The sequence below is a fragment of the Paraliomyxa miuraensis genome, assembly GCF_026337845.1.
Taxonomy (GTDB): Bacteria; Myxococcota_A; Polyangia; order Nannocystales; family Nannocystaceae; genus Paraliomyxa; species Paraliomyxa miuraensis.
Map to the genome: position 1 here is coordinate 189,303 of NZ_JAOVZF010000158.1, position 18,618 is coordinate 207,920.

19 protein-coding genes and 1 pseudogene are annotated in these 18,618 nt (G+C 70.0%); 12 read left to right on the top strand and 8 right to left on the bottom strand.

The window, feature by feature from the left end; all coding sequences use genetic code 11:
• Positions 1–29: 29 nt before the first annotated feature.
• Entirely contained in the window at positions 30–1,751 is a 1,722-nt protein-coding gene (locus tag OEB96_RS30080; RefSeq protein WP_266220233.1) for a tetratricopeptide repeat protein, read from the bottom strand.
• 129 nt (positions 1,752–1,880) lie between these two features.
• Between OEB96_RS30080 and OEB96_RS30085 the strand changes: the two genes are divergently transcribed.
• Together OEB96_RS30085 and OEB96_RS30090 are read left to right on the top strand one after the other, a co-directional pair.
• A complete protein-coding gene (locus OEB96_RS30085) occupies positions 1,881–3,239 on the top strand; it encodes a pyridoxal-dependent decarboxylase (protein ID WP_266220234.1) in 1,359 nt (452 codons plus the stop codon).
• 13 nt (positions 3,240–3,252) lie between these two features.
• Positions 3,253–4,053 (top strand): hypothetical protein, encoded by an 801-nt coding sequence (locus OEB96_RS30090; RefSeq protein WP_266220235.1) that lies wholly within the window; start codon positions 3,253–3,255, stop codon positions 4,051–4,053.
• On the opposite strand, the gene OEB96_RS30095 is transcribed toward OEB96_RS30090, so the two are convergent.
• Both OEB96_RS30095 and OEB96_RS30100 read right to left on the bottom strand, forming a co-directional pair.
• Positions 4,008–4,907: a hypothetical protein gene (locus tag OEB96_RS30095; RefSeq protein ID WP_266220236.1), complete on the bottom strand. Its 900-nt coding sequence runs from the start codon at positions 4,905–4,907 to the stop codon at positions 4,008–4,010. The genes OEB96_RS30090 and OEB96_RS30095 overlap by 46 nt on opposite strands.
• A 71-nt stretch (positions 4,908–4,978) precedes the next feature.
• On the bottom strand, positions 4,979–6,244 hold the full coding sequence (locus OEB96_RS30100) for a DUF3089 domain-containing protein (protein WP_266220237.1): 1,266 nt from the start codon (positions 6,242–6,244) through the stop codon (positions 4,979–4,981).
• Positions 6,245–6,335: 91 nt separating this feature from the next.
• On the opposite strand from OEB96_RS30100, the gene OEB96_RS30105 reads away from it, so the two are divergent.
• Genes OEB96_RS30105 through OEB96_RS30125 form a run of 5 tightly spaced genes read left to right on the top strand, consistent with a single transcriptional unit; the run spans position 6,336 to position 11,347 of the window.
• The gene (locus tag OEB96_RS30105) at positions 6,336–7,049 is read left to right on the top strand and encodes a hypothetical protein (RefSeq protein WP_266220238.1); all 714 of its coding nucleotides are present in this window, start codon (positions 6,336–6,338) and stop codon (positions 7,047–7,049) included.
• A 30-nt stretch (positions 7,050–7,079) separates the two neighbouring features.
• On the top strand, positions 7,080–7,748 hold the full coding sequence (locus OEB96_RS30110) for a (2Fe-2S)-binding protein (RefSeq protein WP_266220239.1): 669 nt from the start codon (positions 7,080–7,082) through the stop codon (positions 7,746–7,748).
• Positions 7,748–10,081, top strand: a complete 2,334-nt coding sequence (locus OEB96_RS30115) for a xanthine dehydrogenase family protein molybdopterin-binding subunit (RefSeq protein ID WP_266220240.1) — start codon at positions 7,748–7,750, stop codon at positions 10,079–10,081. Before OEB96_RS30110 ends, OEB96_RS30115 begins: the two co-directional genes overlap by 1 nt.
• On the top strand, positions 10,078–11,088 hold the full coding sequence (locus tag OEB96_RS30120; RefSeq protein ID WP_266220241.1) for an FAD binding domain-containing protein: 1,011 nt from the start codon (positions 10,078–10,080) through the stop codon (positions 11,086–11,088). Before OEB96_RS30115 ends, OEB96_RS30120 begins: the two co-directional genes overlap by 4 nt.
• Positions 11,089–11,113: 25 nt before the next feature.
• Positions 11,114–11,347, top strand: coding sequence for a hypothetical protein (locus tag OEB96_RS30125; protein WP_266220242.1), 234 nt, complete (start codon positions 11,114–11,116; stop codon positions 11,345–11,347).
• Between the two features lie 7 nt (positions 11,348–11,354).
• Here the strand turns inward: OEB96_RS30125 and OEB96_RS30130 are convergent, their stop codons facing one another.
• Positions 11,355–12,395, bottom strand: coding sequence for a NusA N-terminal domain-containing protein (locus OEB96_RS30130; protein ID WP_266220243.1), 1,041 nt, complete (start codon positions 12,393–12,395; stop codon positions 11,355–11,357).
• 79 nt (positions 12,396–12,474) lie between these two features.
• Between OEB96_RS30130 and OEB96_RS30135 the strand changes: the two genes are divergently transcribed.
• On the top strand, positions 12,475–12,774 hold the full coding sequence (locus OEB96_RS30135) for a GIY-YIG nuclease family protein (protein ID WP_266220244.1): 300 nt from the start codon (positions 12,475–12,477) through the stop codon (positions 12,772–12,774).
• Positions 12,775–12,905: 131 nt separating this feature from the next.
• On the top strand, positions 12,906–13,241 hold the full coding sequence (trxA, locus tag OEB96_RS30140) for a thioredoxin (protein ID WP_266220245.1): 336 nt from the start codon (positions 12,906–12,908) through the stop codon (positions 13,239–13,241).
• A gap of 45 nt (positions 13,242–13,286) precedes the next feature.
• On the opposite strand, the gene OEB96_RS30145 is transcribed toward trxA, so the two are convergent.
• Positions 13,287–14,099: a hypothetical protein gene (locus tag OEB96_RS30145; protein WP_266220246.1), complete on the bottom strand. Its 813-nt coding sequence runs from the start codon at positions 14,097–14,099 to the stop codon at positions 13,287–13,289.
• A 170-nt stretch (positions 14,100–14,269) separates the two neighbouring features.
• Positions 14,270–14,794, bottom strand: coding sequence for a peptide deformylase (gene def, locus OEB96_RS30150; RefSeq protein WP_266220247.1), 525 nt, complete (start codon positions 14,792–14,794; stop codon positions 14,270–14,272).
• A gap of 138 nt (positions 14,795–14,932) precedes the next feature.
• Between def and OEB96_RS30155 the strand changes: the two genes are divergently transcribed.
• Positions 14,933–16,024, top strand: a complete 1,092-nt coding sequence (locus tag OEB96_RS30155; protein WP_266220248.1) for an Mrp/NBP35 family ATP-binding protein — start codon at positions 14,933–14,935, stop codon at positions 16,022–16,024.
• Positions 16,025–16,112: 88 nt separating this feature from the next.
• Here OEB96_RS30155 and OEB96_RS30160 read toward each other — a convergent pair whose 3' ends face one another.
• Together OEB96_RS30160 and OEB96_RS30165 are read right to left on the bottom strand one after the other, a co-directional pair.
• Entirely contained in the window at positions 16,113–16,733 is a 621-nt protein-coding gene (locus tag OEB96_RS30160) for a class I SAM-dependent methyltransferase (RefSeq protein ID WP_266220249.1), read from the bottom strand.
• A complete protein-coding gene (locus OEB96_RS30165) occupies positions 16,730–17,200 on the bottom strand; it encodes an Rrf2 family transcriptional regulator (protein ID WP_266220250.1) in 471 nt (156 codons plus the stop codon). The genes OEB96_RS30160 and OEB96_RS30165 overlap by 4 nt, the downstream gene beginning before the upstream one ends.
• Before the next feature lie 185 nt (positions 17,201–17,385).
• Here OEB96_RS30165 and OEB96_RS30170 point away from each other — a divergent pair, with 185 nt between their 5' ends.
• Positions 17,386–17,778, top strand: a complete 393-nt coding sequence (locus OEB96_RS30170) for a rhomboid family intramembrane serine protease (RefSeq protein ID WP_266220480.1) — start codon at positions 17,386–17,388, stop codon at positions 17,776–17,778.
• Positions 17,779–18,297: 519 nt separating this feature from the next.
• Positions 18,298–18,612: pseudogene (locus tag OEB96_RS46725) on the top strand (eCIS core domain-containing protein); the annotation flags it as partial.
• Between the last annotated feature and the right edge of the window lie 6 nt (positions 18,613–18,618).

Sequence of the window (18,618 nt, forward strand, 5' to 3'; positions counted from 1 at the left end):
CCGCACGCAAGCGCGCGAGCGACCGCTCGTCACTCGGGCGCCGTCACCAGCGAGCGAAGCGCGGCGACCCGCCGTCGCTCCTCGTCCACCCGCCCGGCGATCCACGGGGGCAGGTTGGGCAGCGCCGAGAGCCGATCGAGATCGGCCTCGCACTCGTCGAAGCGTCCCATGCGTCGCTCGAGGGTGGCGCGCTCGATCAGGATCACGGGGTGATCGGGCCGACGGGCGACCGCTCGGTCGAGCGCCACGATCGCCTCGTGGGGCTGGCCGATCTGCACGTATGCGATCGCGAGGTTGTAGTAGTGCTCGGGCGTGGGGCCCTCGACCCGCTGCCGCGGCCAGATCCCCTGCACGACCACGAGCGCCACGATCGCCCACGCATACCCCCAGGCGCGCCGGTCGGCCCGCGTGCCCGCGATGCTCCGCCCGCGAGCGAGCCACGAGATCCCTGGTCCCAGGCCCATGGCCAGCGGTACCACCAGCGGCAGGCGGTGCTGGGCCGAGGTGAAGAACAAGAGGTTCGCCGCCACCACTGCGAGCAACTGGCCCCCCAGCAGCCACGCCCACGGTCGCAGGCGCGTGCAGAACTCGGGCTCGGCCCTCGCCCGACGCCACAGCCCCCACCCGCCCACCAGGCCCACCCCCAACACGACGCAGAACGGCAGCCCGATGCCCGACCACGGCAGCAGCTCGCGCTCGCCGGCCACGTCGTAGTCTTGTGACAGCTCGTCGTTGCCGATCAGCAGCCAGCCCTTGCGCAGCTCGAGCCACAGCCAGCGGCCGGGCTCCTGCCCGATCTCGTCGAAGGACCGACGGTAGAGCGCGCGGCCGATCGCCGCTGCCTGCTCGGCCTTCGGCCCTTCGGGCACGCCGAGCGTGGCCGCCAGCTCCTGCTGCTCGTGCACCACCTCGCCGCTCAGCAGGCCCCCCGCGCTGTTCCACACCCCCCGCGCGTGGCGATTGTTGCCGATGTAGAACGAGGTCCCTCCGCCGTGCACGGGCATGATCGACGGTCGCCCGGTCACGATCGCGTTGCGCAGCGCCATGGGCGAGAGCGCGAGCAGCAGACCCAGCGCGAGCCAGCCGAGCCCCTGCCAGCGCGGCCGCCCGGTGGGCGCCCATGCGAGCGCGGCCGCCACCGCCACGGCGGGCACCGCCAGCAGCATGTTGCCCCGCGCCAGCACGGCCAGGCCGGTGGCGAACCCGAGCAACACGACGGCGCGTACACCCGGCCGCGCCTGCAGACGAGCGAGGGCGAGCAGCATGAGCACCATCGTGCCCACCGCCAGCGAGGCGGTGAGGATCTTGTTCTCGTAGAACGAAAGGCCCGGGTAGAGCAGCAGCACCAGCAGCGACAGCGCTGCATCGCGACGCCCGAGCACCGGTGCGAGCGCCCGATGGAGTCCCCAGAGCACGAGCCCGGCGAGCACCAGCTGGAACAGCAAGGCCAGCGAGATCCACGGACGGATCAGCATGGGCATCGCGAGCTGGTACGCGTAGAGCCCTTGAAGATAGAACGGCTCGGTGCCCCACGGCGGCGCGTCGAGCAGATCGCGAGCCGCCTCCTCGTAGAGACGACCGTCGGAGAACGTGGCCAAGGAGAACGGCACCTCGACCAGGTAGGCGCAGTGGTAGGCGATCCGCAGCATCACCAGGGCCAAGAGCGCCGCCACCAGCCACCGCGGCAGCCGCTCGCGAAGCGACGGCACGGCCGGCACGGGCGCGGGCTCGGACTCGTCACTCGGCGTCATGGCAAGGATCGTCTCCCACCATCCAACGGCGAGCAACGCGGTCCGCCGCGGCAGGCAGCAGCCTCGCCCGCGCCGCGATGCTTGCACCCGTGCACGTCATCCCATAGGCCGTGGAGCAAGAGGTCCATCGTGTTTCGTCGACGCAGCTTCCTTGGTGGGCTTGGTGGGGTCGCGGCCGCCGCCATGGGTGCGAGCTGCTATCCCGCCGCTCGCCGGCGCGGCATGGCGACCGCCGTCCCCCCGGGCGCGGCCTCGGCCATCCCCCAGCTTCGGGCGATGGCGGGCCTGCCCGCGCAGCAGAGCCTGCTGCTCGGCTACCCCGTCAACATGAGGACCCCGCCCCGGGAGTTCTTCGACTGGCGCCGCGAGCTCGCCGCGGTGGGGCTCGACCAATTCGCGTTCAACAACGTCGGCGATCCCTTCGAGCACAGCCACATCCCCTTCAACAGCCATGCGCTCGAGCGGGAGCTCATCATGCGCTTCGCCGCGCTCTACCGCTTCCCCGCCGACGACGCCTGGGGGTTCCTGTCCAACAGCGGCACCGACAGCAACATGCATGGCCTCTACATGGGGCGCACCATCCTGCACGCGCGCACCGGTGTATGGCCCAAGATCTACTTCACCGAGGAAGCCCACTACTCGATCCAGATCCTCGCCGACCTGCTGGGCCTCGAGTGGATCCACGTGAGTACGCACGAGGACGGGCGCATGGACGAGGACGATCTCGCGCAGCGCCTGGCCGAGCACCCCGACCACCCCGCGCTGGTCGTGGCGACCATCGGGACCACCTTCAAGGGCGCGGTCGACTCGATCGACGAGCTCGGGGCGAGGCTCGCAGGACGGGAGTCGTACCTGCACCTGGACGCGGCGCTGTTCGGCGGCTACCTGCCCCACACCACCTTCGCCGACCAGCTGCACCAGCGCGCGCGGGGCTCGCCGACCGGCACCAAGCGCTACGACTCGATCGCGGTCTCGTGCCACAAGTTCTTCGGCTTCCCCTCCCCGGCCGGGATCTACGTGGTGACGCGCGCGGCGTTCGAGGAGTTCCACGCGCGCTTCAGCCAGGTCCACGACCCCGAGTACCTGCTGCAGGTGCCCGGCACCATCACGTGCTCGCGCGACGCCGTCAAGCCGGCCGAGTTCCACTTCTTCAGCTCCGCGCAGGCGTTCGAGCGCCAGCGGGCCGACGCCGCCCAGATCCTGAGCGACACGAGCTATCTCCACGAGCAGCTCCGCACGCACTTCTCCGAGCTGGCCCCGGTGCGGGCCAACGCGCTGTCGAACACCATCTACTTCGAGCAACCCAGCGACGAGGTGGTCTCGACCTACGTGCTGGCCACGATGGGCGTGCACCGCGGCGGAGAGCGCATCCCGCATGCGCACGTGATCGTCATGCCCCACGCCACGCGCGACGTGCTCGATCGCTTCCTGGCCGATCTGGACGCCACTCGGGCGAGCCGTCGGCCGCCGTCGCGCCAACCATCGTAAGCTCGCGCCCGCCGTGGAAGGCGCCGTTCGCCACGATCCGCCCGCACCGCCGGGCGCCCCGCCGCCCGAGGTCGTGCACCGGATCCACGATCGATTCCTGCACGAGGTGGTCGAGCAGCTCGGGCTGTGCCCGTTCGCCCGGCGCAGCCGCGAGCAGGCCCGCGTGCACCGGCCGCTGTGCTACTCCCCAAGGCCCACGCCGGCCGAGGTCGCCGCGCGCCTGCACGCGGTGGTCAGCGAGCACCCCGACGCCGAGATCGTGCTCATCACCTTCATCACCGCCGCCGCCAGTCCAGCCCCGGGTCCGCGCCCGGGCCTCCACCCGCAGTGGCAGCGCGCGCGCGACTTCGACGACTTCGTCAAGGACGTCCGCCCCGCCTACGAGCCGCTTCGCGGCCCCGTGTTCTTCATGGTGGGCTTCCACCCCGCGAGCGGAGAGCCCGACCCCGGTGACGCGCCGCCCAGGCTCACCGCCGACAGCCTGGTGCCGCTGCTGCGCCGCACGCCCGACCCCGTGATCCAGTGCGTGCGGGCGCAGGTGCTCGAGCGCGTGCGCTGGCAGGCCCAGCAGGCCGCCCACGCCAAGATGATGGCCGAGGCCGAGAAGCTCGACCCACGCCTGCGCCGGATCCTCGAGCACAGCGTGCAGCCCGACTCGTCGCTCTCGGCCGACATCGCCCGCAAGAACTTCGAGACGGTGGCCCACGGCGAGGGCCGACAGCGGCTCGAGGCGCTGCTGGCCGACATCACCCGCGAGCGCGACCAGGCCTATGCGCCGTCCTGGGCGGCCTCGATCTCCACGAACGGAAGGTGAGAGATCTGGGCGAACTGCTGCGGGGTCGTCAGCCCGAGCCGCTCGATGCGGCTGCGATGCTCGTAGAACGCCTGCTTGGTGGTGAGGGTCGGCACGCCCGGGGCATCGAGATCCTTGCGCAGGAAGAACGCGTTGACGCCCATGCTGTCGCAGCCCACCAGGCGATAGCCCTTGCGCTCGCCGAGCCGCTCCAGGGCCAGGAGCGAGGCCCCGTGGTACAGCCCGCTGTCGTGCTCGTTCCACCGCACGAAGTCGGCCGCATAGGGAACCGTGATGGAGCGCTCGTCGCCCAGGCTGGCGTTGTACTCGACCACGACGATGCGCGGGGAGACGACCTCGAGGCACTCCCATAGCCAGTAGTCGACGCCATCGACGTCGATCGAGAGCACGTCGATCTCTCCTTCGATCCCCCGCCCCTCGATGAGGGCATCGAGGCTCTGCACCGTGACGAACGCGTTCACCACCTGGATCCGGCGCTTGCCGAGCCAGCGGTAGGCATCGCGCGCGTACTTGCAGCCCCTCGCCGAGCCGTCCATGAGCAGCCCGGAGAAATTGCGGGCGAACGCCAGGTGGAGGCAGTTGCACTCCATCTTCCCGAACCCGAACTCCACGAACACCCCGGGGCCCACCCCGACCGCCTCGAGCAGGTGGTCGATGATCCCGTCCTCCCCCTGCTGGGACAGCACGCAGTACTCGGCCCGGGCCAGCGCCGGGCCCTCCGAGGGGCGGCGCCGCCACAGCGTTCGCACCAGGCGCCGGGCCGTGATCTTGCCCGCAATGTAGAGGCCAAACGGCGACAGCCGTGCGTCGTCCATGGGCAGCTCGAAGCGGCTGGGCTGGGGGTCTTCGATCACGTGCGGCTGTCCTCGACGCGCGGGCGGGGACGCTAGCACGGGCCCTGCGGCTCGTCGACGGCCGCGGGGCGCTACATCGCCGCCGCCTTGATCGCCGTGAGCTCCATCAGCTCGTCGAGCGGAAAGTCGTAGTCGTACACGTGCAGCCCCAAGAACGCCGGGTTGAGCAGCGGCAGCCCGAAGTCGACCGGATTGCTGCGCATGTCACCCGGCCCGGGTTCCACCGTGAGCGCCAGGTACTGGTGGCCATCGACATCGGTGAGGCACTCGGTCGCATAGAGATCGCGATAGAGCACGAACGGGGTGTCGATGGGCATGCCGTGGTCGATGAGCGGGAACACCAGCGGCTGGTTGCTGAACGCGGGCAGGAACGCCCCGGACAGCCGCGGGTGCCCCAGCAGCGCCGCGGGATCCGTGCACGCCACGTGCCGTCCGGGCGCGTCGGCCCCTTGCGCCCCCGGCCCCGGCGGCAGCTCGGCCGCGTACGTCCGATATGCGACCACGCACCCCACCTGCTCGGCGCTCGTGCACAGCGGCAGGCTCTCGAACGTCCCTCCGCGATCGTCCCCGTCGGGCACGCTCACCGAGCCCCCGATCATCAGCGCGACGACCAGCCGCGAGCGCAGCGCGTCGTCGGGCTCGATGACCTCCTGCAGCAGCCGCGTGGTCATGTACGTCCCCTGCGAGTGCCCCATGATCACGAATGGACGATCGCCCAGGTGATGCTGCCGATACGACGCCCACGCCGCCGCCACCTCCTGGTAGGCCGCGTCGAGCAGCTCGGGCGCCTGCGGGCTGCCGAAGGTCCCCAACGTGACCTGATGGTAGAGCGGAGCGAACACCCGGCACTGCCCCGAGAACCGGGCGGCCTGGTTGAGCAGCGGATCGAGCTCCTCGCTCACGTCGTCGAAGTCCTCGGTCTGACCCGGCTCGAAGCGGATGTCCACGGTGGGATAGACGTAGAAGCAGTCGTAGGGTGGGTCCTCGGCCACCGCATGCTCGTGGACCTGCGTGGTGCCATCGGGGAGGATCTCGGTCGCGCTCAGGTCACTGCTGCGACAGTAGTCGTCGGCCTCCGCCTTGTCGGCATGGCACAACCACAGCGCGAGATCGTCGTAGGGCAGCGAGGGACCGTCCCCGCCGCTGCTGGAGTCCTCGCCCATGGTCTCGTCGAGCGACCCGCTCGACTCCGTCATGGTTTCCCCCGTCGATCCCGTGAGCTCGCCACCGCTGCTGCTCCCGGCCGTGGTCGACGACGGCTCCTCGGCGCCGGACTGACACGCCAGTGAAACGAGGGCGATCACCAACACGGACGTGGATCGGCGAGGGCTCTGCATCGCGCGATCATGCCACGAACGCCCTGCATCATCGTGGATCGCCGTGGGTGGGGTCTGTTATGGTGGCTCCCACGGAAGGGAGAGACGACCGATGCGAACGAAGTGGCTCGTCCCATGCTCGATTGCGTTCCTCGTGCTGGCGTGCGGGGACGATGGCTCGACCAACGAGACCGGAGCCGCGGCCACCGAGACCGGTCCCGGTGACGGCACGGTCGGTGACGGACCGACCGAGGGCGACACCACCTCCGGCATCGCGCCCGGCACGATGTCGTTCTTCGTCACCAGCCAGGGCAGCGGGGCGCGCGGCGGCAATTTCGGGGGGCTGGCCGGGGCCGATGCGTGGTGCCAGGAGCTCGCCGTCGCCGCCGGCGTGGGCGACCTGACCTGGCATGCCTACCTGAGCACCACCACCGAGGACGCGCGCGACCGCATCGGCGCTGGGCCCTGGTACAACTACGCGGGCGAGATGATCGCGGCCGACGTCGCGAGCCTCCACGCCAACGGGCTTTCGAACGACGATCCCCAGCACGTGCTCACCGAGTACGGCGAGGAGGTCGAGGTGGCCGACAGCTACGACATCCTGACCGGCTCCACCGAGGAAGGCACCTACTACGAGGAGCGCACCTGCAACGACTGGACGTCGGACACCTCCGACGTCAAGGCCCGCGTCGGCCACAGCAGCCCGCCCAACGACCCCGAGTACAGCTCGTCGTGGAATTCGGCCCACGCGACCAACGGGTGCAGCGAAGACGATCTCATCGAGGATACGGGCATCGGGCGCGTATACTGCTTCGCGATCGACTGATCCGCCGCCGTCGCGCTATCCTCCGGCCCGATGTCGGAGCCAGCCAATCGAAGGGGAGCCCCCAAGGGGGGTCTGACCCGGAGAGGTCTGTTTCGCGGCGTGGGCACCGCCACCTTGCTCGGTGGCTGCGTCGATCGAACCTCGACCACCGACCCCGGTGGCCACGCGGTGGTCGACGACGCAACGGCGCCCGCCGAGCTCGGGCCCGATCGCGTCCCCGTGCGCTTCACCCTCAACGGCGAGTCGGTCGAGGCTGCGGTGGAGCCACGCACCACCCTGCTCGATGCGCTACGCCTCGACCTCGACACCACCGGCCCCAAGCTCGTGTGCGATCGCGGCTCGTGCAGCGCCTGCCTGGTGCTCGTCGACGGCCTGCCCCGCAACAGCTGCATGATGCTCGCGCACGACGTGGCGGGACGCGAGGTCACCACCGTCGAAGGCCTCTCCAAGGGCGACGAGCTGTCCGCCCTGCAGCACGCGTTCGTCCGCCACGACGCGCTCCAGTGTGGCTTTTGCACCTCGGGGATGCTGATCTCCTGCGCCGCCCTGCTGCGTCGCCGCCCCAAGGGCGAGCCGCTCACGGCCACGCAGGTGCAAGACGCCATCGCGGGCAACCTGTGCCGCTGCGGCACCTATCCGCACGTGGTGGCGGCGGTGCTCGAGGTCGCCAGCGGGAAGACCGAGAGGGCGGGTGCCTGATGGCCGATCGCAAGCAGACCCTCCGCCTCGGCTTCGAAGGTCACCTGCGCAAGGTCGACGTCACCCTGCCCGCGACCGAAGCCACTCCGTGGGACGCCGACTCCAAGCTCGAGATCGTCGGCACCGAGGTCCCGCGTCTCGATGGTCACCTCAAGGTCAGCGGCCGCGCCAAGTACACGTTCGACGTGGCCCTGCCCGGGATGCTGTGGGCCGCGGTGCTCCGCAGCCCGCACCCCGCCGCACGCATCGAGTCGATCGACGTGAGCAAGGCCGAGGGTCAGCCGGGCGTCAAGGCCGTGCTCGCGGTGGCCAAGCCCGGCGACACGCTGCGGTTCGCGGGCCAAGACGTGGCCGCGGTGGCCGCCGAGCGACCCGAGCAGGCTCGCGATGCGCTGGCGTTGATCGAGGTGCGATACACCCCGCTGCCCTTCGTGGTCGACACCGAGGGGGCCATGCGAGACAAGGCGCCGCGGGTGCACGAGGCTCCGATCACGGAGCGCCGCACCGAGGGCGACGAGCCGGGCAAGGCCAAGGCCGGCGGCATGCAGGGCAACGTCCGCGCACTCCCGCCCAACGAGCGCGGCAACGTGGACAAGGCCCTGCGCGAGTCCGACGTGGTGCACGAGGCCACCTACGTGACCCAGGTGCAGACCCACTCGGCGCTCGAGACCCATGGCGTGCTCGTGCGCTGGGACGGCGACCAGTCCATGACGGTGTGGGCCTCGACCCAGGGCATCTTCAGCGTGCGCGACGAGATGGCCGAGGTGTTCGGGCTGGCCCCCAGCAAGGTCCGGGTGATCACCGAGTACCTCGGCGGCGGCTTCGGGGCCAAGTTCGGCGCCTCGGCCCCGGGCAGCCGGCTCGGCTTCATCGCCGGCGAGCTCTCGCGACTGGCGAGGGCGCCCGTCAAGCTGATGTGCGATCGGCACGAGGAGCACGTGTGCACGGGCAACCGTCCCGACTCTCGGCAAGCGGTCGCGCTCGGTGGCCGCCGGGGCAAGCTCCACGCCATCGACGTCGTCGCCCACGGGACCGCCGGCATCGGCACCGGAGCCGGAGTGGGTCGCAACGCCTTCAGCCTCTATACCCGCTGCCCCAACGCGCGGGTGCGGGCGCACGACGTGTTCACCAACGGCGGGCCCGGCACGGCCATGCGCGCGCCCGGACACCCGCAGGGGGCCTTCGCGCTCGAGCTGGCGCTCGACGAGCTCGCCGCGAAGATGGGCGTCGATCCGCTCAAGCTGCGGCTCGACCACGACGAGCACCCGCTGCGCTCGATGCAGCTACGCCAGGGGGCCGAGCGCTTTGGCTGGGACGAGCTGCGCAAGCGCTCGGCGCAGCTGCGCAGCCGCAACACGCGGGTTCGCAAGGGCGTGGGCGTGGCCTCGTCGCTGTGGGGTGACTTCGGCCGAGCGAACGCCGCGGTGGCCACCTGCTCGGTGCTCCGCGACGGCACCATCGAGCTCAAGAACGGAGTCCAGGACATCGGCGGGGGCATCCCCACCGTGATCGCGCAGGTCGGCGCCGAGGTGTTCGCACGCCCGCTGTCCACGATCCGCGTGCGCTACGGTGACAGCGACTACGGTCCCAGCGTGGGCAGCGGTGGCTCCACCACCACCTCGAGCGTGACGCCGGCCGTGCGCAACGCATGCGAGCAGGCCCGGGTGGCGCTGCAGGAGCTCGCGGCCAAGCAGCTGAAGGTCCCGGCGGGCGAGGTGCGCTGGGATGGCGACGGCACCGCCCACGGAGGCGGCGGCTCGATCACCTTCGGCCAGCTGTGCAAGAAGATCGACGGCGAGGCGATCGTCGCCACCGCCACGCGGCCCGCCACCTACGGCCACGAGCCCATGGCCTTCCCGGGGAGCAAGTTCTATCAGATCGCAGGGGCCCAGTTCGCCGAGGTCGAGGTCGACACCTGGACGGGGGTGGTCCGTGCCACGCGAGTGCTCGCCGTCCACGACTGCGGGCGCGTGATGAACCCGCTGACGTTACGCAGCCAGATCAATGGAGGCGTGATCCAGGGCACCAGCTATGCGCTCATGGAAGAGCGCGTGCTCGACGGCGACCTGGGTCGCATGCTGAACCCCAACCTCGAGAGCTACAAGATCCTCGGGGCCCGCGACGTCCCGGAGATCGAAGTGATGCTCACCGAGGTCCACACGGGGGCCAACAACACGGGCGCGGTGGGCATCGGCGAGCCGGCCACCGTGCCCACCGCGGCGGCCATCGCCTGTGCGGTCTACGACGCGCTGGGCGTGCCCGTGCGCAGCTTGCCCATCACCCCCGCCAAGGTGCTCGAGGCCCTGGGCATGATCCCCGGGAGGCCCGCATGAACCGCTTCACCATCGTACGCATCCCTTCGCTGAAGGACGCGAGCAACCGCGTGGCCACCACGCAGGGCGCGGTCCTGCGCGCCGGTGGCATCGATCTGCTCGATCACATGAAGGAGGGCCTGCAGGCCCCCAGCGAGCTGGTCGAGCTGCACGCGATCGGCGGCGACGAGGGCATGAAGCTGCGCAGCATGGACGTGCACGGCGATGGTCGGCGAAGGCTCGGCGCGCTGGTCACCCTGGCTCAGATCGCCGAGCTCGAGGAGCTGTTCGAAGGACACCAGGCCCTGGCCCAGGCCGCCGCGCACGCGGCCACCCCCGGCATCCGCAACGCGGCCACCCTCGGCGGCAACCTGTTGCAGCGCCCGCGCTGCTGGTACTACCGCCACGTCGATCTGGTGTGCCTCAAGAAGGGCGGCGACATGTGCCTGGCCCAGACCGGCGATCACCGCTACCACGCGATCCTCGGCGGAGGACCCAGCTACATCGTGCACCCGTCGAGCCTCGCCGGGCCGCTGGTGGCGCTCGAGGCCACCATCGACGTCCGCGGAGTCGACGGCACCGTCCGTACGATCGCCATCGAAGAGCTGTTCGTGGGACCCACCGTCGATCCCATGCGCGAGCACTGCCTGGCCCCCGGCGAGATCCTGCTGTCGGTGACCCTGCCCGTCCCCGCTCCCGGTCAGCGCTCGGCCCACGCGATGGCCAAGGAGAAGCAATCGCAGGACTGGCCCCTGGCGGAAGCCAGCGTGCGGCTGCGCATGGACGGTGGCAAGCTTCGCGACGTGCGGGTGGCCCTGGGTCACGTGGCGCCCGTGCCCTGGCGCTCGAAGGAAGCCGAGGCCGCGCTCGAGGGCCAGGCCCCCAGCGCCGAGCTGTTCGCCCGCGCGGCCCAGGCCGCCACCGGCCCGGCCAAGCCGCTGCCGGGCAACGCCTACAAGGTGCCGCTTTGTCAGGGCGTGCTGCGGCAGGCGCTGCACGAGGCCGCCCAGATCCCCCTCCCCGAGTGACGACCGGCACCAGGAGCGAGACACGATGCCCACCTTCGACGAGCACAGCCAAGCCCTCCTCGACTCCGGCGCTGCCGTCTGTCGCCACCTGCGAACCAAGGCGCTGCACGTCTACGGCAACGACACGCCCGATGCATTCGTGACCAGCCGCTCGAGCCACTATACGTGCTTGCGCACCCAGTTCGTGACCGGGCCCGACCAGGGGCTGTGCGTGCCCGAGGCATGTCACGAGGGCCGGGACTGCTTCGAGGCTCGCTAGGCTGGTCCTAGCCCGCGTCGACCCAGCGCCGACGGGGCAGCAGGTGCTGCACCAGCACCTCCGCCTTGGCGGATGCGATCGGATCCACCCCCGGCGGCACGTACTCGAGCAGCCCGTGCTCGTGCAGCGTCAGCCACACGTGGGCCAGGCCCGCGACGTCGATCCCCAGCGCCCACCAACCCGGCTCCTCGAACGACACGGACAACAGCTCGCCCGGCAGGTCGGCCGCGGCCCCGATCGGATCCACCACCAGCAGCTCGGTGGCCTCGGCTCCACGCGAGCCCACCGCCAGCGGCAGCCAGTCGGTGTTCCATGCCCGCGCCGGATGGCCATCGTCAAGCACCCCCTCGCGCACCTGCTCGCGGCGCTCGGTCCACGCCGCATGCTCCTCCTGGGACTCGAGCGGCGACAGCAGGCGAAAGCCCTGCCGCCCCAGCCCGAGCCGCGGAGCGCCCGGTCGGTCCTTCATTCCCGCCGTGCCGCTCAGCAGCTGACGCAGCGCCGGGGGCAGCAAGCCGCCCAGCATCAACTCGTGCGCCTGGAGCTCGACCTCGTCGCAGCCGCGGCACAGCAGGGGACCAAAGGAGCCCTCGTGCAAGGTCTGCAGCAGGCGGTCGACGATCTCGTCGAGCTCGCTCGACCGGCGGGGCAGTGACCGCACCACCTCCACATCCCACAGCAGATCGGCCAGCAGCGCCTCGAGCACCGGATACTGCTCGGCCGGGACCAGCAGCGCCGCGCGCAGCTGCGGAGCGATCGCATCCAGCGGAAGCACGCACCCCAGCTCGTAGCCGGCCTCGGCCTCGGGATCGATGGCTCGTGCCTCCTGCAGCTCGATCTCGTCCTCACCCGGGGCGCCCTCGACCACCCGGCGGAAGACCAGCACCGTCATCGCATCGTCCCCAAGCTCGATCTCGAGCTCCGCATCGGAGCCGACCACCCGGCGAGCCGCCCGCTCGAGCACCGTGCTCAACACGCGGCGCAGCAGCTCCGCACCACCGAGTTCGGCCGCAGCCCGCCGCAGCAGCGGCCCGAGGATCTGCTCCATCGCCACGCCAGCAGCACGATACCAAGCTCGGGCACACGGCTGGACAACCGACGACCAGACCGGGCAGGCTCTTGCCACGATGGGCTCGTGGCACGTCTACGTGCTGGTCTCCGCCAGCGGAGGCCGAACGTACGTGGGCATCACGTGCGACCTGGACCGACGCCTCGCCCAGCACAACGGCGACCGCCCGGGCGGAGCCAAGGCGACCCGCCCCGGTCGCCCGTGGTCGGTGGGCGCGACCTTTGGACCGTACGCGACCCGAGGCCGTGCACAGAGGATCGAACACCGGATCAAGCGCCGCTCCGGCCGCGACCGATTGCGCCCCCTCGGGCCCGACGAGGTCGACGAGGTCGACGAGGAGAGCGTGCTGCGCGGGTGACCTCATGTAGATCGCCCATGGATCGGGTTGGCCACCCACCCGCTCCCGGCCGCTGGGGGCCAACCCGACAAGTGCGCTTGCGCAAGCACCCGCGCGGAGCACGGCGGTTGTCCTGCGCTACCCTCCGCCCAATGGCCAAGATCCCGGATACGACCGACGACGCGTTCCAGCGCGAGGTGCTCGACTCCGACCTCCCGGTGCTGGTGGACTTCTGGGCCACGTGGTGCGGTCCGTGCCGCGCCCTTGCCCCGCACGTGGAAGCCGTCGCTCACGAGTTCGACGGCAAGCTCAAGGTCGTCAAGCTGGACATCGACTCGAACCCGCAGACCCCCGCCAAGTACGGGATCCGTGGCATTCCCACGCTGCTCGTGTTCAAGGACGGCGAGCTGGTCGACAAGCTGGTGGGCAACCCCGGCTCCAAGAAGAAGGTCGCCGAGCTGGTCGAGAAGCACACGGTCACCGGCTGACCGTTCGCTCCGATCCCACCGCATGCTCAGCCCAGGCAGACGTCGTCAGGGCGCCATGCAGTCGGCCTCGGTGGTCGGCCGCGAGAGCCTCACGTAGTCGAAGCTGGCCTCGAGGTCGGGCGCAACGCCGAGGTCGGGCTCGGGGCCGAGCGAGTTCCAGCCGTTGACGATGGCACCGACCTGCAGCGTGGCGGGCAGGTCGCTGCGATCGTAGCGCTGGGTCACCGTGAACGCGGCCTCGCCCTCGAGCTGGCGGGCGAGCACCAGCTGGCTGCCGAGCCGACAGATCCGCAGCCGGCCCTGGCGCGCGCCCTCGACGAGCTCGAGCACCGATTGCGAGTCGACCGTGGTCTTGCCCTCGGACGCCACGCGGCCGTCCTGGCGGCCCACGTTGTACATCACCCAGTTGTCGCGACCCGGCGCGTGGTTGGGGTCGCGCACGAGCAGGCCCGCGGAGTTGTACGGCTGATCGGGTGGCGCATCGGGGTTGCCGATCTTCGAGGCGGTGACCCGGGTCTCCACCAGGAAGTCGCCCTCGACGAGCTTGTAGAGCAGCGGCCCCTCATGCTCGGCGTACCAGCCGCCGGCTCGTGGTCGGATGGTGAGCATCCCAGGGTTGGTCTGGTCGATGTCGAGCAGCTCGTGACGCGGATCCTCGCCGACGACCTCCTGCCACAGCCGCCAGCGCGAGCGGGTGGACGCATCGTCGAACTCGTCGGACAGCGCATCGGAGGCCGGCTCGCCCGGGGGATCCACGTCGTGCTCGGGAGCGTCCCCGTCCGAGTCATCGGAGCCCTCGGAGCCACAACCGGGCAAGAGGCACAGCACGCAAGCGAGGACCATCGATCGCATCCGCATGGCAGGAACAGCCTAGCGTGAACCGGAGCGGTCGCCACGCCCGATCCGGCGAGCAAGCTCGCTACACCGCCTGCCCGATCACGCCTGCGGGGCGAGCACAGTACACCCCTACGGTTGCCCACCAACCAAGCCCCCCTCTGGGGGGCAAGCTCGCCGCACCGCCTGCTCGATCACGCCTGCGGGGGGCCAGAATGGTACCGCTTCATCTTGCGCTTGATCATCTCCTTCTTGACCATGCCCACCAGGTCGATCATCAGCTTGCCCGTCAGATGATCGTGCTCGTGCTGCAGCGCGCGACCGAGCAGGCCCTCGCCTTCCCACTCGAACGTCTCGCCCTCGAGGTTCATCGCACGGAGCTTGGCCCAGCGCGGGCGCTTGATCTCCACGAACACCCCCGGAAAGCTCAGGCAACCCTCTTCGGCGATCGCCAGGCCCTTGCCCGTCTCCGCCACCTCGGGATTGATGAACACCACCGGGTCGGCATCCTCGCGACCCGTGGCCACCCGACCATCGATGAGGAAGATGCGCTCGAAGCGCCCGACCTGAATCGCCGCGATGCCAGCGCCATCGAGCGCATACATCGTGTCGGTGAGGTCCTGCACGAGCTGGCGAACGCCGTCGTCGATCTCCTTCACCTCGAAGGTGGGCTCGCGCAGGCGGGGGTCGGGATAGGTGACGATGTCGAGAACGGCCATGGGATCGGTCGAGAGGCGGGCGCGACCACCCGCGACGGGGAACGTTCGAATGCACGCCGATGCCCGGCCCGCTTCGAGGTGACGCAAGGGTAGCCTGTCGCCTCGGCCAGTGCTACATGCGCGGGCCCAGGGGTCCTCATGAGCATCACGGTGGAGTCCATTCGAAGCGCGCTGCAATCGGTCCTCGACCCTGCCACCGGGCACGGCATCGTGGCCAGCGGTCAGCTCGCCGAGGTCGTGATTGCCGACGACGGCGCCGTGACCCTGCGCATCGATCTCATCTCACCCGGCTTTCCGTTGCGGGCCGAGCTCGAGGCCGCCGTCGTGGGCGCGCTCGAGTCGCTCGAGCTGCCCGGGCTCGCGCTGTCGTGGGGCCTGCGGGTGCCCCACAAGCCCGCGCGCCAGGATCTCAATCGCTTGCCCACCGTCAAGAACGTGATCGCGGTCGCGGCCGGCAAGGGGGGCGTGGGCAAGAGCACCGTCAGCGTCAACGTGGCCCTGGCGCTGCACCAGCTCGGGGCCAAGGTCGGCATCCTCGACGCCGACATCTACGGCCCCAGCGTCCCCAAGATGCTCGGCAAACCCGAGCGCCCAACCGGCACCGCGGCCGACGGGGGCGGCATCGCGCCCGCGCTCTACCGCGGCATCGCCGTGATGAGCGTGGAGTACTTCGTCGAGCCCGGTGCCGCCGTGATCTGGCGCGGCCCCATGATCCACAAGCTGCTCACGCAGTTCCTCGAGGACGTGCGCTGGGGCGACCTCGACTACCTCGTGGTCGACCTTCCTCCCGGCACCGGCGACGCCCAGCTCTCGCTGGCGCAGCTCATTCCCCTCACCGGGTCGATCATCGTGACCACTCCGCAGGAGGTCGCGCTCATCGACGTGCGCAAGGCCGTCAACATGTTCGGCAAGCTCGAGGTCCCCGTGCTCGGCGTGGCCGAGAACATGAGCCACTATCGCTGCCCCGCCTGCGGGCACCACGACGAGATCTTCGGGGCGGGGGGAGGCAAGCGCCTGGCCGAGGAGATCGGCGTCGAGCTGCTCACCCAGATCCCCATCGAGCCCGCCATCGCCTTCGGTGGCGAGGCGGGCACGCCGGTGGTGGAGAGCAACCCCCAAAGCCCCCACGCCCAGGCGTTCTTCACCCTGGCCGCCGCCGCAGCCATGCGCGCCAGCCAGCGCAGCGCCACCGGCCCCAAGCGCAGCAGCCTGCTGCGCACGGTCGACTGACTCGCGTCCCGCGAGGCAGCACGAACCCTCTGCACGGCGGACTCCGTCAGGCCTCGTCGTCCCTTCCCGCCGTCGGCGCGGCATTCGTTCATGTCCTCTTGCAGACCACGTAGATGAACGGAAGAGCGCCCCCGTTCGGCGCCGGCTCATCGACCTCCGCGCTCTCGACCAGCCCGTGCGAGCCGAACTCCAGCTCCACCGAGTCGGCATCGTAGAAGTACATGCCCAGGTTCGGCAGGCGCTCGTACCAGTCGTCGCCGAGCCGCCTTCCTTGGCCGTACATCGGGGCCTTCTTCGAGATGACCGTGAAGATCATGTGCCCGCCGACCGCGAGCTGGCGGTAGCAGCCTCGGATCAGCTCGCGCCGCCCATCGGCATCGAGCAGGTAGACGAGGCCGTGGCAGAAGATGCCGTCGTACTGCTTGCCGTCGTACGGCATGTCTGCCACCGAGCCATGGTAGATGGGGACCTCGAGGCCGAGCCGCGTTCGCGCGAGGGCGATCGCCGTCTCGGAGATCTCGATCCCGGTGACCGACATCCCGCACTCGAGGAACGGCCTGGCGTTCCTTCCGTAACCAATGCCGGGTATCAGGATCTCCTTGGCACCCGCTCGCGCGAAGCAATCCCGCGCAAGTACGGCGGATGCGGTCGGCTCGAGGCCCCACATGAGCTGCTTGTCGGTGAACGCGGTTTCCCAGAATTCGGTCATGTTGGCCTACGCGTGCCCTTCTCCCCACGACGCGAGCGCCCGCGGGCGGCGAGGCGCCGACGAACGTCGGCGCTCAGCATCGCCAGCGTCACTTCGCCGAGGCGCGAGAGCAGCAGGGACTCCGCGTCTCGGAACGACTCGTCGAGGACCGAGTTGACCGCCGCTTCGACGAGGCACCCCGGTGCCTCCGTCCGGTTTCCAATCGCGAGCAGTGAAGGGCAGCCCAGCGCGGTGTAGATGTCGCGCAGGGTCACCGTGGAAAGGTCACAGACCAGCGTCCATCCGCCTCCATGTCCCCTCTCCGACCGAACGTATCCGTGGTCCCGAAGGCCGGCCATGAGCCGCCGTATCACGACGGGATTGGTGTCCATGGCCTTCGCCATCTCCTCGGACGTCGTCGGCCCGTCCTGCCGCGCCATGTGCAGCAGGATGTGGAGCACGCCCGACAACCGGCTGTCCCGCCTCATGTAACTAATGATGTTATATGATGACTCCACTTGTCGTCAAGGGAGCGCCGCGACTTCGAGCCCCACCCGCACCCTGGGACCCCGACCGATGATCCGGGCGCTCGCGCAGTTCTCGCAATCGAAGTCAGCCTGGCCCCGCTCGCGGTGGTGGTGCTCTCGGAGCTCCCCGGGTCGCTGGGGCAGTACTGGATGGTCGGCCCAACTTCGGCGGGATATCGGTGGTCTACGGAGTGTTCGGGTTCGTGTGGATGCATGCCCACTACGACCGTCGCCACCACTATGCGATCGACGACCGTGACTCGCTGCTCATCATGCTGTGGTTTCTGGCCTGTGCGACCGGGATGTTCGGACCGATCGCCAACATCGGCCACGCGGGCGGGCTCTTGGCGGGCCTGCTGCTGGGGCTGCCGCCCTACGTGCGACGGCTGCGAGCACGAGCCCACACGCGCGACTCACCGGGCAACGACTGGGCCAGCATTCAAATGACCGGTCCACGCCGCTTCTACCGTCGCATCGTCGCGCCCTACGTACCACTTTGGTTCGTGCTGCTGGCGGCGGTGGTGATCGTGGCGGAGTGAGGCCCCTCCCGGGGGCACGCAAGCAGGCTCCAAGCATTGAGATCATCCTCGCGCCATTGCGCGCGCGAAGATGACCCGTCATGTAGGTAATGACCGAAGACCGATCTGGTGCTACGCCCAGGATTGGCAGAGCCAGTCGGGCCCGCAGGCATTCGGTCATCGGCTGCGCGACATCGATCACGGGCCGGGCCGTGTTTCGTTGCACGTTTGCACGAGCCCGAGCCTTCGGGAGGATCCAATGCACCTCACCTCGTCCGACCAGCCGAGCCTCCACGGACCCCAGGCGCTTGCCACGAACGACGGAACGGCCTTGCCGGGCGGGAGGCTGGACTCGTGAGCACCTACGCAATGCCCGCCAGGGCCACCTCGGCCTCCGCCACTCCCCAGCGGGCCATCCCCGCGCCAAGCCCGGTCGCTCGGGCCCGAGCGCCGGAAGGAAACGGCGACGCGAACTCGGTGAAGGTCGCAGCGACCGACGATCCGGCCGAGCACGAGGCCGAGCGGATCGCCGACACGTTCATGCGCTCGACCACTGGTCGACCGTCCGCTCGGGTCCGCAGCTCCAGCGAGCACGGGGGCACCGCCACGAAGTCGCAGTTTGCGATCCCCTCCTCGAGCAGCTTCGCGCGCTCGCTCGACGTCGCTCGCGCGACGGGTGGGGTGCCGCTCGCGACGAAACCCAGGGCCGAGCTCGAGCGCGATCTCGGCCGAGACTTGTCCGCGGTCAGGATCCACACCAACCAGCGCGCAGCCGCGCTGAGCGAGTCGATTGGTGCTCGCGCGTTCACCCTCAATCGCGACATCTTCTTCGCCAACAGCAATCCCGAGCTCGGCACTCGC

What these genes read in the sequence shown, in the direction of transcription:
- OEB96_RS30080 (WP_266220233.1), bottom strand. Translation starts at nt 1,751, where the DNA reads ATGACGCCGAGTGACGAGTCCGAGCCCGCGCCCGTGCCGGCCGTGCCG.
- OEB96_RS30100 (WP_266220237.1), bottom strand. Translation starts at nt 6,244, where the DNA reads ATGCAGAGCCCTCGCCGATCCACGTCCGTGTTGGTGATCGCCCTCGTT.
- OEB96_RS30105 (WP_266220238.1), top strand. Translation starts at nt 6,336, where the DNA reads ATGCGAACGAAGTGGCTCGTCCCATGCTCGATTGCGTTCCTCGTGCTG.
- OEB96_RS30110 (WP_266220239.1), top strand. Translation starts at nt 7,080, where the DNA reads ATGTCGGAGCCAGCCAATCGAAGGGGAGCCCCCAAGGGGGGTCTGACC.
- OEB96_RS30115 (WP_266220240.1), top strand. Translation starts at nt 7,748, where the DNA reads ATGGCCGATCGCAAGCAGACCCTCCGCCTCGGCTTCGAAGGTCACCTG.
- OEB96_RS30120 (WP_266220241.1), top strand. Translation starts at nt 10,078, where the DNA reads ATGAACCGCTTCACCATCGTACGCATCCCTTCGCTGAAGGACGCGAGC.
- OEB96_RS30125 (WP_266220242.1), top strand. Translation starts at nt 11,114, where the DNA reads ATGCCCACCTTCGACGAGCACAGCCAAGCCCTCCTCGACTCCGGCGCT.
- OEB96_RS30130 (WP_266220243.1), bottom strand. Translation starts at nt 12,395, where the DNA reads ATGGAGCAGATCCTCGGGCCGCTGCTGCGGCGGGCTGCGGCCGAACTC.
- OEB96_RS30135 (WP_266220244.1), top strand. Translation starts at nt 12,475, where the DNA reads ATGGGCTCGTGGCACGTCTACGTGCTGGTCTCCGCCAGCGGAGGCCGA.
- trxA (WP_266220245.1), top strand. Translation starts at nt 12,906, where the DNA reads ATGGCCAAGATCCCGGATACGACCGACGACGCGTTCCAGCGCGAGGTG.
- OEB96_RS30145 (WP_266220246.1), bottom strand. Translation starts at nt 14,099, where the DNA reads ATGCGGATGCGATCGATGGTCCTCGCTTGCGTGCTGTGCCTCTTGCCC.
- def (WP_266220247.1), bottom strand. Translation starts at nt 14,794, where the DNA reads ATGGCCGTTCTCGACATCGTCACCTATCCCGACCCCCGCCTGCGCGAG.
- OEB96_RS30155 (WP_266220248.1), top strand. Translation starts at nt 14,933, where the DNA reads ATGAGCATCACGGTGGAGTCCATTCGAAGCGCGCTGCAATCGGTCCTC.
- OEB96_RS30160 (WP_266220249.1), bottom strand. Translation starts at nt 16,733, where the DNA reads ATGACCGAATTCTGGGAAACCGCGTTCACCGACAAGCAGCTCATGTGG.
- OEB96_RS30165 (WP_266220250.1), bottom strand. Translation starts at nt 17,200, where the DNA reads ATGAGGCGGGACAGCCGGTTGTCGGGCGTGCTCCACATCCTGCTGCAC.